This is a genomic window from Enterobacter sp. K510 (assembly GCF_055804875.1).
On the sequence record NZ_JBNRLQ010000004.1, the window covers coordinates 325,881 to 338,892 of the forward strand.

A 13,012-nucleotide genomic window follows, 5' to 3' on the forward strand; every position below is an offset into this window, starting at 1 on the left:
TCCGTATAACTAAATTATATGGCATTTAGCCATTGAGGACACAACTTCTGCCAGCTCGCGGTAAATATTGTACCTTTGGCCCGCTTAACTTCGTCTAAACGAAACAAGTGTAACGTCAAATATCGCCTGGCGATAACGGCTATACACAAAAAGACATAAGACTTCATAGTATTAGCCGTCACTTTATGGTGGAGTGTTATGTCTGTTAACTTTTATCCGCACGCAAACAGGAAGGCGTATGAAATCAGGTCGCTACATTGGCGTTATGTCGGGAACCAGCCTGGACGGGGTGGACGTGGTCCTTGCGGCCATTGATGACCGGATGGTGGCGCAGCAGGCGAGCCTGACCTGGCCTATTCCCGTTCCGCTTAAGCAGGCGATCCTGAACATCTGCCAGGGGCAGCAGCTTACGCTGTCGCAGTTCGGGCAGCTGGATACGCAGCTCGGCAAACTCTTTGCAGAGGCGGTGCAGGCACTGATGGTCCGGGAGCAGCTGCGCCCGGAAGATGTGGTGGCGATTGGCTGTCACGGACAAACCGTGTGGCACGAGCCGCAAGGCGAAGCGCCGCATACGCTGCAAATCGGTGACAACAATCAGATCGTCGCCCGTACCGGCGTGACCGTCGTGGGCGATTTTCGCCGCCGGGATATGGCGCTGGGCGGGCAGGGCGCGCCGCTGGTGCCCGCCTTTCATCACGCGTTGCTCGCGCATCCCACAGAACGCCGCATGGTGCTGAACATTGGCGGCATCGCCAATCTCTCGTTGCTGTTTCCGGGGCAGCCGGTGCGCGGTTACGACACCGGGCCGGGCAATATGCTGATGGATGCCTGGATCTGGCGGCAAAAAGGTAAGCCCTATGATAAAGACGCACAGTGGGCCAGCGCAGGCAATGTGATCCTGCCATTGCTGCAAAATATGCAACGCGATGCCTATTTTTCCGCCCCCGCGCCGAAAAGCACCGGGCGGGAGTATTTCAACTACGGCTGGCTGGAACGCCACCTGGCGCATTTCCCCGGCGTGGCTGGCGCTGATGTGCAGGCCACACTGGTCGAGCTGACGGCGATAACTATTGCCGAACAGGTACAACTGAGCGGTGGCGCAGAGCGGTTGCTGGTGTGCGGCGGCGGCGGTCGTAATCCGCTGCTGATGGCGCGGCTGGCCGCGCTGCTGCCGGGTATTGAAGTCTCCACCACTGATGAAGCAGGGATCAGCGGTGACGACATGGAGGCGCTGGCCTTCGCCTGGCTGGCATGGCGCACCGTGGCGGGCTTACCGGGCAATCTGCCGTCGGTGACCGGCGCGTCCGCCGCCAGCGTACTGGGGGCGATATTCCCGGCGAATCCCCGCCATCCACCCCGCACGCGGGCATAATCAGAGTTTCCTGACTCCCCGGCACGCCTCTGGCCGGTAGACTGGTGCGGTAAAGCGAGAGGGTGCAGCCCTCTCAGACCGGGAAAGTCTATGGGACAGGTGAATGAAAAAACTGTTAATCGCATGTGTGCCAGTGCTGCTGGCAGGATGTAGTACCTATAACCAGTTTGTCGATCGCATGAACACCGATACGCTGGAATATCAGTGTGAAGAAAAACCGCTGACCGTGAAGCTGAATCATCCCCGCCAGGAAGTGAGTTTTGTGCTGGATAATAAACCGCTCGTCCTGACGCAGGGCCTGTCAGCCTCCGGCGCGCGTTATACCGATGGGATCTATGTGTTCTGGTCGAAGGGCGACAGCGCCACCGTGTATCATCGCGATCGCGTGGTACTGGAGAACTGCCAGCTACAAAACCCGCAACGTTGAGATTTCCAGCCGGGCGGCGCACAATAGCGCCACCCGATCACAACGTAGCGAATGCCATGTCAGACCACGATGAACTGCAACATATCGCGCATCTGCGCCGTGAATACACCAAAGGCGGTTTACGCCGCAACGATCTCCCCGCTGAACCGATAGCGCTGTTTGAGCGCTGGCTGGGCCAGGCCTGCGAAGCAAAACTGGCCGATCCCACCGCCATGGTGGTAGCCACCGTCGATGAAAACGGGCAGCCTTACCAGCGCATTGTGTTGCTGAAACACTATGACGAAAAAGGCTTCGTGTTTTATACCAACCTCAGCAGCCGCAAGGCGCAGCATATCGAACGCAATCCCCGCGTAAACTTACTTTTTCCCTGGCATATGCTTGAGCGTCAGGTGATGGTCACCGGCAAAGCCGAACGCCTGTCGACGCTGGAAGTGGTGAAATATTTCCACAGCCGCCCCCGCGACAGTCAGATCGGCGCCTGGGTTTCGCAGCAGTCCACCCGCATTTCCGCCCGCGGCATTCTCGAAAGCAAGTTTCTGGAACTGAAGCAAAAATTTCAGCAGGGAGAAGTGCCGCTGCCGAGCTTCTGGGGCGGTTTCCGCATCAGCATCGAGCAGATGGAATTCTGGCAGGGCGGCGCGCATCGTCTGCATGATCGTTTTTTATACCAGCGGGAAAATGACGCCTGGAAAATTGACCGTCTCGCGCCCTGATCGCTAAAAATGTTGTGTTAAGCGCTGGTGCTCCTGTTTCCGGCGCTTTATTCTATGTCTCTTTTCGTAACTGGCGAAAGGCCGTGTACCGGCAGAGGTGCAGTCGTTTTAAATGGAGAATTTGATGGCAAGCAGTAACTTGATTAAACAATTGCAAGAGCGGGGCCTGGTCGCTCAGGTGACGGATGAAGAGGCGTTAGCCTCGCTGCTGGCGCAAGGTCCGATCGCGCTGTATTGCGGCTTCGATCCTACCGCTGACAGCTTGCATTTGGGGCATCTGGTTCCTTTGTTATGCCTGAAACGGTTCCAGCAGGCCGGGCATAAGCCAGTCGCGCTGGTGGGCGGGGCAACGGGTCTGATTGGCGATCCGAGCTTCAAAGCCGCCGAGCGTAAACTCAATACCGAAGACACCGTACAGGAGTGGGTGGATAAAATCCGCCGCCAGGTTGCGCCTTTCCTCGATTTCGACTGCGGCGACAATTCCGCTATCGCGGCGAACAACTATGACTGGTTTGGCAACATGAACGTGCTGACCTTCCTGCGCGATATCGGTAAACACTTCTCTGTTAACCAGATGATTAACAAAGAAGCGGTGAAACAGCGTCTGAACCGCGACGACCAGGGCATCTCCTTCACCGAGTTTTCCTACAACCTGTTGCAGGGCTACGACTTCGCCTGTCTGAACAAACTGCACAATGTTTCGCTGCAAATCGGCGGCTCTGACCAGTGGGGCAACATCACCTCCGGTATCGATCTGACGCGTCGTATGCATCAGAAACAGGTATTCGGTCTGACCGTTCCGCTGATCACCAAAGCTGACGGCACCAAATTCGGTAAAACCGAAGGCGGCGCGGTATGGCTCGATCCGAAGAAAACCAGCCCGTACAAATTCTACCAGTTCTGGATCAACACTGCCGACGCCGATGTCTATCGCTTCCTGAAATTCTTCACCTTTATGGATCTGGAAGAGATCAACGCGCTGGAAGAAGAAGACAAGAACAGCGGTAAAGCGCCGCGCGCCCAGTATGTGCTGGCCGATCAGGTGACGCGTCTGGTGCACGGCGAAGAAGGGCTGGAAGCGGCAAAACGCATCACCGCCAGCCTGTTTAACGGCACCCTGAGCGATCTGAGCGAAGCCGATTTCGAACAGCTGGCGCAGGATGGCGTGCCGATGGTTGAGATGGAAAAGGGCGCGGATCTGATGCAGGCGCTGGTGGATTCCGATCTGCAGCCGTCCCGCGGTCAGGCGCGTAAAACCATCGCCTCTAACGCCATTACCATTAACGGTGAAAAACAGGCCGATCCGGAATATACCTTCACCGACAGCGATCGTCTGTTTGGACGTTACACGCTGCTGCGTCGTGGTAAGAAAAACTACTGTCTGGTGTGCTGGAAGTAAGTCTCAGACGTTAAAAAGGGAGTGAGAAATCACTCCCTTTTTTATTTGCAGACCGGGTAAGCGCAGCACTTACCCGGCGAAATGTTATAAACCTTCTGCCGCCTGCGCGGCGATCACGCTCTCACGCGCCGCCACACGCGCCACAAAGGCGTCGATGTTGCTCAGGTTACCCATTTCCAGTTTCACCGCGCGCGCCCAGCGCAGCACGTTATAGAGATAGGCATCGGCAATGGTGAAATGATCGCCCGCGATAAATTCCCGTGACGCCAGCTCGCCGTTTACGAAGCTCAATTTCTTCTCCAGCAACGCACGCGCCACTGGTTTGTACTCGTCCGGCGTATCCGGGCGGAACAGCGGCGTAAAGCCTTTGTGCAGTTCGGTGGCGATATAGTTCAGCCACTCCAGCGTTTTATAACGCGACAAATCGCTTGTCGGGGCCAGCAGATTTTTCTGCGGCGCGCTGTCCGCCAGATACTGCATGATCACGACGGATTCGGTGATCAGCGTGCCGTCGTCCAGCTGCAGCGCCGGCACCTGGCCTTTCGGGTTAATGGCGAGGTAATCGCTGCCGTCGCCGAGGCGTTTGGTCATCAGATCGACCGCTTCCAGCGTAAAATCCTTACCCGTTTCACGCAGAATAATATGTGGGGCAAGTGAGCAGGCGCCCGGTTTATAGAACAATTTCATCGATCACTCCTGTTGTTATAGAAACTCAAGTGTACGTTAAACCTCAAAAAAAAACCGCTGACACTATGCCAGCGGTTTAATTTGCGTTTCCCGAAGCAATTACGCTTTCGCGATTTCCGGGGCGTCAGTTTTTACATCATCCTGCGCCATACGGTTCAGTTTCGGCGCCATCAGCACCATCAGCGCAGCCATGATTGCGGTGGCGATACCAATTTTCAGGAACACGCTGCCGTAGACGTTCAGGGACATCAGCGGATCGGTCACCCCTTCCGGGATCGCCATCAGGTTAGCCACATAACCGGCGATCAGGTTCGCACCGGCGGTGGTCAGGAACCAGCTACCCATGATGAAGCCCATCAGACGTTGCGGCACCAACTGCGCCACCATTGCCAGACCCAGACCGGAAATCATCAGCTCACCGATACTCTGGAAGGCGTAGCTCATGATCAGCCAGTTAACGGAAACAATACCCGCATCGGTAGCGAATTTGGTACCCAGCGGCAGGATCAGGAAGGCCGCGGAGCACAGCACCATACCAATGGCGAACTTGTGCGGCATCGGCAGGTTGTCGCCCATCTTGTTATAGATGGCCGCAAGGATCGGGCTGCCAATGATGATCCAGAACGGGTTCAGCGCCTGGAACTGCTCTGGCTCGAAATTGATACCCAGAATGGCATGCTCAACGTTACGGATAGCGAAGAAGTTCAGCGAGGTCGGCATCTGGCTGTACAGCACGAAGAACACAATCGCCTGCAACATCAGAATGAAGGCGACGATCATTTTACGACGTGCCGCACCCTGCATGGAGAAGGTTTCTTTCGCGAAGATAACGATAATGCCCAGCGCGACTACGCCCAGCACCATACGAGCGATGCCCTGGTTGTGCAGCAGCCAGGTGGCGATGGTCACCAGTACAACGATACCGACGATGGTCAGCAGCAGGCTACCCACACGCAGCGGTTCAAAATCTGGTTTAGAGCCATACTGTTTCACCCAGCGCTGGCAGAACGCGAAGTTCACCACGGTGATCAGCATACCCACCACGCTCAGGGCAAAAGCCACGCTCCAGCCGAACTTCGCGGCAAGCCACGGGGTCGCCAGCATGGAGAAGAAGGAGCCGATATTTACCGCCATGTAATACATGGTGAAAGCGCCGTCCAGACGTGGATCGTCTTTGGCGTAGCAGGTGGAGAGCAGGGAAGACGGGTTCGCCTTAAACAGGCCATTACCCACCGCAATGGTCGCCATACCCATATAAACCACCGCCGCGTCGTGACCGGACCATGCCACCAGGGCATAACCAATCGCCAGCACAATCGCGCCGAGCATAATCACACGCTTGGTACCCAGCACTTTGTCGCCCAGCCAGCCACCGATGGCAACCAGACCGTACACGAGGGCGCTGAAGGAAGAGAACAGCGTAATGGAATCAGATTCGGACATACCCAGTTGTTTCACCAGGTAGACGGCCATGATGCCTTGCAGACCGTAGAAGCCGAAGCGTTCCCATAATTCGATAGAGAAGATCAGATAAAACGCTTTCGGTTGTTTGAACGCGTTCATACTTACGTTATCTGCTGGTTTTTTGTTTGCAGTCGACACATATACCTCTTTTTTTACAACCCATATTAACGGGGGTGTTCAGTGCGCCATGTCCAGAGATCATCGCGCTTATAGTTATAGTGGGAGGGGAAAACGGCAGGTAATGTTCCCTATCCGGGGCTTCCAGGCAATACCTTTGTAATAGTCTGTTACATATAAACAGGGCGGGATAAAACTCGGAGCGGCTAAATGTTATTTAGCGTTAAATTTCACAATGGAATAAAACATAGTTTTTTACTCTGCGAAGGGGGCAGTGGTAGCGGGATATGGCGATATATTCTGCCATCTGGTAAAAAACTTAGCGAATTAGTCCAGTATTACAGAATTGACTGGTTTTATCTGTTGCTGGTTGAAAAAAAGCCTCTTTGATACAAGGCGTAACTTTGCCGAAAAATACAATATTTTAACAAACTGAAAAAAATGCATCCGGCGGAGTGGGTGGTAGTAATTTTTTGCGCTAAAAAAACATTCAGGCGCACTCCGATGGAATAAGCGCCTGCGGATCCGCTAAGCGCGTAGCTACTCGTAGACTTTTTCTTTGTATTCGCAGAGGTCTTCAATCAGGCAGGAACCGCAGCGAGGCTTGCGGGCAATACAGGTATAGCGGCCATGCAGGATCAGCCAGTGATGACAGTCCACTTTAAACTCAGCTGGCACCACCTTCAGCAGGCTTTCTTCAACTTGCTCTACGTTCTTGCCGGGCGCGAAACGCGTACGATTGCAGACCCGGAAAATATGCGTATCGACGGCAATGGTCGGCCAGCCGAAAGCGGTGTTCAGCACCACGTTCGCGGTTTTACGTCCGACGCCCGGCAGTGCTTCCAGCGCGGCGCGATCTTCCGGCACTTCGCCGCCGTGCAGATCGATCAGCATGCGGCAGGTTTTGATAACGTTTTCCGCCTTGCTGTTAAACAGGCCGATGGTCTTGATGTACGACTTTACCCCCTCGACGCCCAACTCCAGCATCGCCTGCGGCGTATTCGCCACCGGGTAGAGTCTGGCGGTGGCTTTATTGACGCTGACATCGGTGGCCTGCGCCGACAGCAAAACCGCAATCAGCAGCTCAAAGGGGGAGCTGAAGTTAAGCTCGGTAGTCGGATGCGGATTGTTATCCCGCAGGCGGGTCAGGATTTCCCTTCGTTTAACGTTGTTCATTATGCCTTCTCTGGCGTTACGTCCAGCACCGCGTCGGAGGTTGCCACCGCCGCCGCGCGACGTTTTTTACTGCGTTCATCAATCAGGTATTTCACCGCCAGCATCATGCCGAGGCCAATAAAAGCGCCGGGGGGCAGCATCGCCAGCAGGAAAGGGGAATCGGTGTGGAAGACTTCAATGCGCAGCGCCTTGGCCCAGCCACCCAGCAGCGCATCCGCGCCGTCAAACAGGGTGCCGTTACCGAGGATTTCACGCATCGATCCCAGCACAAACATCGCGCCGGTTGCGCCCATGCCGATGGCAAAGCCGTCCAGAGCCGACAGCGCCGGGCCTTTCTTCGCCGCAAAAGCTTCTGCCCGACCCACCACGATACAGTTGGTGACGATCAGCGGAATAAAGATCCCCAGCGACTGGTACAGGCCAAACGCATAGGCGTTGATCAGCATCTGCACCACGCTCACCACAGAGGCGATAATCATCACGTAAATGGGAATACGGATCTCCGACGGCGTCCAGCGGCGCAGGGCGGAAATGGACAGGTTAGTCAGCGTCAGCACCAGGGTGGTGGCCAGCCCCAGTCCCAGCGCGTTGGTGGCGGTAGAGGTCACCGCCAGCAGCGGACACATCCCCAGCAGTTGCACCAGCGCGGAGTTGTTTTTCCACAACCCCTGAACAATAACCTCTTTGACTTCGCTCATGGTTTACTCTCCACAGGCCGGTAATTGGTTAAGACGGGCAGGCAGCGATTGTGCGTAGATCCCCGCCCGTTTGACGGCGTTCACCACCGCGCGCGGCGTAATGGTCGCGCCGGTAAACTGATCGATATCCCCGCCGTCCTTTTTCACTGCCCAGTGCACGCTGTCCTGCGGATCGATTTTGCGGCCTGCAAAGGTCAGGATCCAGTCGGAAATGCGCAGCTCAATTTTGTCCCCCAGTCCCGGGGTTTCATGATGTTCGGTGACGCGCGCCCCGGTCACCGTACCGGAAAAATCCGCGCCGACCAGCAACTGGATCGCACCGGAATAGCCGTCCGGCGCGGTGGCTTCAATGACGGCCGCCACCGGCGTGTCGTCTTTTCGGGCAATATAGACGCGATGCTCGCCTTTGCCCAGCTCTGGCGCAGTAACAAAATAGCAGCTCTGGCTGAGATCGTTATCATAAAGCGACGCGGGCACCACCTGATCGAACAGCGCTTTCTGTTGCAGCGCCGCCTGATCGTCAATGGTCGATTTAGTCAGCTGGTTAATCGCGGCGGTCATGCCGGTACAGCAGGCGGCAAAGATCGCCAGCGTCACACCGTGTTTTTGCATGGTCTTTAACATGGTGCGTCCTTAGCGGTGACCGTACACGCGCGGGCGCGTGTAGTAATCGATTAACGGAACGGTGATATTCGCCAGCAGTACGGCAAAGGCCACGCCGTCGGGATAGCCGCCGAAGCTGCGGATCAACCACACCAGCAGACCCGCCAGCGCGCCAAAAATCAGACGGCCTTTATTGGTGGTCGACGCGGTCACCGGATCGGTGAGAATAAAGAACGCGCCCAGCATGGTGGCCCCGGAGAACAGATGCAGCGTCGGGGATGCCAGGCTGTCCGGCGACAGCAGCCAGCCAAGGGTGGAGCAGAAGGCCAGCATGGCGATAAAACTGACCGGGATATGCCAGCGGATGGTTTTCTGCCACAGCAGGAACACCCCGCCCGCCAGATAAGCCAGGTTTACCCACTGCCAGCCCGCGCCTGCCAGCACGCCGCTGTAAATCGGGTAGCTCAGGATCTCGTCAACTTTATGTCCGGCATGCAGAGACGTTTTAAAGGTATCCAGCGGCGTCGCCTGGCTGATGCCGTCAACGCCCATGCGCAGGGTATCCATATTGCCGCCGCTGGCGGTATGGCCGGAGAAGATCACCTGCAGCGCATCCATAAAGCCGGGAACGGTGGCGGCAATGTCATGCGGCGGCAGCCAGCTGGTCATCTGCACCGGGAAAGAGATCAACAACACCACGTAGCCGACCATCGCCGGGTTAAAGGGATTATGCCCGAGGCCGCCGTAAAGTTGCTTGGCGATGATCACCGCGAACACCGTGCCCAGCACCACCATCCACCAGGGGGCAAAAGAGGGAATACTGATCGCCAGCAGCAGGCCGGTTAACAGCGCAGAGTTATCCGCAAGGATCATTTTGATGTTCTGCTTGCGTAATTTCAGCACCAGCGCTTCGGCGGCCAGCGCGCTGACGCCAGCCAGTATAATTTGTATCAGCGTACCCCAGCCGAAAAACCAGCTTTGCACGGCAATGCCCGGCAGGGCCGCCAGCAATACCAGCATCATGATGCGTGACGTCTGGCGCTGGTTATGGGTATAAGGGGAGCTTGCGATTCGAAAAACCATTTAATCCTCGTTAACGGCCTGTTGTGCGGCTTTCTTAGCCTGAACTCTGGCGATCGCCGCAGCGACGGCCGCTTTACGCGGATCGTCATTGGCCGCCGGAGTATCGGTGACCGGCTGCTGGGCTTTACGTGCTTTGGCGCGGGCAATAGCCGCTTCCACCGCGGCTTTGCGCGGATCGATGACCTCTTCCGGCGCGGGTGGAATTTTCGGCGGTGGCGCTTCTGCCGCCTGCTGCTGCGCTTTACGGGCTTTGGCGCGGGCGATAGCTGCTTCCACCGCCGCTTTACGGGGATCAACATCGCCAACAGGTTCAGGAGTCGCTGCCGGCTCTGGGGCTTCGGCGGTCTGCTGCGCTTTACGCGCTTTAGCGCGGGCAATGGCCGCTTCTACCGCGGCTTTACGCGGATCGGCGTCCGGCGCGTTAACGGCCGCAGCCTGTTGTGCTTTCTCTGCCTGACGGGCGCGCGCTTCGGCTTTGCGGGCTTCACGGGCGGCGATTACCTCGCTGTTATCCGGTACGGCGCCTGCCTGCACCACCACCGGCTGGGTGGCGTTCTGTTTTTTCTCACGCACGCGGGCAAGCGCCGCGTCGATGGCAGCCTGATCTTTCGCCGCAGGCTGTACCGCCGCCTGTTTGTGGCGGGCGAGACGCGCCTCTTTTTCACGCTCAAGACGCGCCTGACGCGCTTCAAAGCGCATCTTCGCTTCCGCGGCACGTTTTTCTTCCTGCGCGATGGCGTAGATTTCGGCTTTTTCCTGACGGAAATACTGCACCAGCGGAATATTGCTCGGACACACCCAGGCACAGGCGCCGCACTCGATGCAGTCGGAGAGGTTATGCGCGGTGGCTTTGTCGTGCTGCTGGCCTTTACTGAACCAGTAGAGCTGCTGCGGCAGCAAATCGGCAGGACAGGCGTCCGCACAGGCGCTGCAACGGATACAGCCTTTCTCTTCCTGCGGCTCGCCCATTTCAGTGGTGGACGGTGCCAGTAGGCAGTTAGTGATTTTCACCACCGGCACGTCCAGCCACGGCAGAGTAAAGCCCATTAGTGGACCGCCCATGATGACCATCTGCTCGCCACTGGGACAAAAACCTGCGGCGTCAAGCAGATGACGGATCGGCGTGCCCAGACGCGCCCAGACGTTGCCCGGCTGTTTTACCGCTTCACCGGTCAGCGTCACCACGCGTTCGGTCAGGGGTTCGCCATCCACCACGGCGCGTTTTACCGCATAGGCGGTGCCGACGTTCTGCATCAGCACGCCGATATCGGACGAACGTCCGCCGTGCGGCACCTGTTTGCCGGTGAGGATCTGTGTCAGCTGTTTCGCGCCGCCCGACGGGTATTTGGTCGGGATGACGCGCAGCGTAATGTCGTGCGATCCTGCCAGCACCGCCCGCAGCATGGATATCGCCTGGGGTTTGTTATCTTCAATGCCAATCAGCACCTGGCGCGGCTGCAAAATATGCGCAAGGATGCGAATGCCTTCCACCACCTGCGCCGCGCAATCCTGAATCAGACGGTCATCGGCGGTGATGTACGGCTCGCACTCGGCGGCGTTGATGATCAGCGTGTCGATTTTATCGCCGCCGCCATGCAGTTTGTTGCCGGTCGGGAAGCCCGCGCCGCCAAGACCAGCGACGCCCGCCTGGTGAATACGCTCAATCAGCGCCTCGCGGCTGCGGGAGCGGTAATCACTCCAGCCGTCGCGCTCGATCCATTGATCCTCGCCGTCGGCGTCAATAAGCACGCTCAGTTCCGCCAGGCCAGACGGATGCGCCGTGGAGTGGGGGGCAATGGCCACCACCACGCCGGAGGTTGGCGCATGTACCGGCAGCATACGGCCGCGCCCGCGGGTCAGCGGCTGACCGCGCAATACGCGATCGCCTGCACGCACGCACAGCTCACCCTCAGCGCCGATGTGCTGCTTGAGAGGAATGACAAAACGTGAGGCCAGCGGCAGCTGACGCAGCGGCGTGCCGTTGGACTGGGTCTTCATTTCCGGCGGATGAATACCGCCGTGGAAGTCCCACAGTTTATCTTTTCGGAAAGCCGAGAATAACTTAAGCATGTTGTTCCACAGAAATGATGCGCACCGGGATCGTCTGCAAATCCCATTTCCAGCTGTCAGGGGTAGCGGCCACCGGACGCAGCTCAATGCACTGTGTCGGGCAGGGATCGACGCACAGATTACAGCCGGTGCACAGGTCGCTCATCACCGTATGCATGGCGCGCGTCGCGCCGACGATGGCATCGACCGGGCAGGCCTGAATGCATTTGGTACAGCCAATACAGTTAGGTTCGTCGATCACCGCCAGCATACGCACCGGCTCGGCCGCGACCTCTTCGTCGCCCACCGGCTGCGGATCCACATTTAGCAGCGTGGCGATTTTAAGCATCACGGCTTCGCCGCCAGGGGCGCAGCGGTTAATTTTTTCACCCTGCACGCCCACCGCCTCAGCATAAGGGCGGCAGCCAGGGTAGCCGCACTGACCGCACTGGCTCTGCGGCAGCAGTTCGTCAATGCGTTCGACAACGGGATCGTCCTCTACCGCGAAACGGCGGGAGGCGTAACCGAGAATGACGCCAAAGATCAGCCCGAGAACGCTCAGGGCGGCAATGGCAATCCAGATCGCGCTCATTACAACTTCACCAGACCACTAAAGCCCATAAAGGCCAGAGACATTAAACCTGCGGTGATCAGCGCAATGGCGTTACCGCGGAAGGGGGCCGGCACATCCGCCACCACCAGACGCTCACGGATCGCCGCAAACAGCACCATCACCAGTGAAAAGCCCACCGCCGCGGCAAAGCCGTACAGCGCGGACTGCATAAAATTGTGCCCAAGGTTGATATTGAGCAACGCCACGCCCAGCACCGCGCAATTGGTAGTGATAAGCGGCAGAAAAATGCCCAGCAGGCGATAGAGCGCCGGGCTGGTTTTACGTACTACCATCTCCGTAAACTGCACCACCACGGCGATGATCAGAATAAAGGCCAGGGTACGCAGATAGATCAGATCCAGCGGAATAAGCACCCAGGTGTCGATGATCCATGCGCACACGGAGGCCATCGTCATGACAAAGGTGGTTGCCAGTCCCATCCCCATGGCGGATTCCAGTTTTTTGGACACCCCCATAAACGGGCAGAGGCCAAGAAACTTCACCAGCACAAAGTTATTGACCAGAACGGTTCCGACAAACAGCAATAAGTAATCAGTCATTATTCGCCCTGAAAGAATAAACCGCCCATTATCGGATAATCCGCAACGGGC

General features: G+C 57.3%; 13 protein-coding genes. 4 read left to right on the plus strand and 9 right to left on the minus strand.

Going from position 1 to position 13,012, the window contains the following annotated elements:
- Positions 1-238: 238 nt before the first annotated feature.
- The 4 genes from anmK (at position 239) to tyrS (ending at position 3,911) form a co-directional block, all read left to right on the plus strand.
- The gene (gene anmK / locus ACQUTD_RS09410) at positions 239-1,372 is read left to right on the plus strand and encodes an anhydro-N-acetylmuramic acid kinase (protein ID WP_318363082.1); all 1,134 of its coding nucleotides are present in this window, start codon (positions 239-241) and stop codon (positions 1,370-1,372) included.
- Positions 1,373-1,475: 103 nt separating this feature from the next.
- Positions 1,476-1,799 carry a C-type lysozyme inhibitor gene (gene mliC, locus ACQUTD_RS09415; RefSeq protein ID WP_318363081.1) on the plus strand — a complete coding sequence of 108 codons (324 nt, stop codon included), beginning with the start codon at positions 1,476-1,478 and terminating at the stop codon, positions 1,797-1,799.
- Between the two features lie 56 nt (positions 1,800-1,855).
- Entirely contained in the window at positions 1,856-2,512 is a 657-nt protein-coding gene (pdxH, locus tag ACQUTD_RS09420) for a pyridoxamine 5'-phosphate oxidase (protein WP_473274753.1), read from the plus strand.
- 124 nt (positions 2,513-2,636) lie between these two features.
- Entirely contained in the window at positions 2,637-3,911 is a 1,275-nt protein-coding gene (gene tyrS, locus ACQUTD_RS09425) for a tyrosine--tRNA ligase (protein ID WP_473274752.1), read from the plus strand.
- A gap of 84 nt (positions 3,912-3,995) precedes the next feature.
- Here tyrS and gstA read toward each other — a convergent pair whose 3' ends face one another.
- From gstA to rsxA, 9 genes are all read right to left on the minus strand, one after another.
- Positions 3,996-4,598, minus strand: coding sequence for a glutathione transferase GstA (gstA, locus tag ACQUTD_RS09430; protein WP_473274750.1), 603 nt, complete (start codon positions 4,596-4,598; stop codon positions 3,996-3,998).
- Between the two features lie 99 nt (positions 4,599-4,697).
- A complete protein-coding gene (gene dtpA, locus ACQUTD_RS09435) occupies positions 4,698-6,200 on the minus strand; it encodes a dipeptide/tripeptide permease DtpA (RefSeq protein WP_473274749.1) in 1,503 nt (500 codons plus the stop codon).
- A 519-nt stretch (positions 6,201-6,719) separates the two neighbouring features.
- Positions 6,720-7,355, minus strand: coding sequence for an endonuclease III (gene nth / locus ACQUTD_RS09440; RefSeq protein ID WP_318373269.1), 636 nt, complete (start codon positions 7,353-7,355; stop codon positions 6,720-6,722).
- On the minus strand, positions 7,355-8,053 hold the full coding sequence (locus ACQUTD_RS09445; protein WP_473274748.1) for an electron transport complex subunit RsxE: 699 nt from the start codon (positions 8,051-8,053) through the stop codon (positions 7,355-7,357). The genes nth and ACQUTD_RS09445 overlap by 1 nt, the downstream gene beginning before the upstream one ends.
- 3 nt (positions 8,054-8,056) lie before the next feature.
- A complete protein-coding gene (gene rsxG / locus ACQUTD_RS09450) occupies positions 8,057-8,677 on the minus strand; it encodes an electron transport complex subunit RsxG (protein ID WP_473274747.1) in 621 nt (206 codons plus the stop codon).
- 9 nt (positions 8,678-8,686) lie between these two features.
- Positions 8,687-9,739 (minus strand): electron transport complex subunit RsxD, encoded by a 1,053-nt coding sequence (gene rsxD / locus ACQUTD_RS09455; RefSeq protein WP_321987389.1) that lies wholly within the window; start codon positions 9,737-9,739, stop codon positions 8,687-8,689.
- Entirely contained in the window at positions 9,740-11,809 is a 2,070-nt protein-coding gene (gene rsxC / locus ACQUTD_RS09460; protein WP_473274746.1) for an electron transport complex subunit RsxC, read from the minus strand. It abuts the gene before it with no gap.
- Positions 11,802-12,380 carry an electron transport complex subunit RsxB gene (gene rsxB / locus ACQUTD_RS09465; RefSeq protein WP_473274745.1) on the minus strand — a complete coding sequence of 193 codons (579 nt, stop codon included), beginning with the start codon at positions 12,378-12,380 and terminating at the stop codon, positions 11,802-11,804. The genes rsxC and rsxB overlap by 8 nt, the downstream gene beginning before the upstream one ends.
- Positions 12,380-12,961 carry an electron transport complex subunit RsxA gene (rsxA, locus tag ACQUTD_RS09470; RefSeq protein ID WP_072568327.1) on the minus strand — a complete coding sequence of 194 codons (582 nt, stop codon included), beginning with the start codon at positions 12,959-12,961 and terminating at the stop codon, positions 12,380-12,382. Before rsxA ends, rsxB begins: the two co-directional genes overlap by 1 nt.
- Between the last annotated feature and the right edge of the window lie 51 nt (positions 12,962-13,012).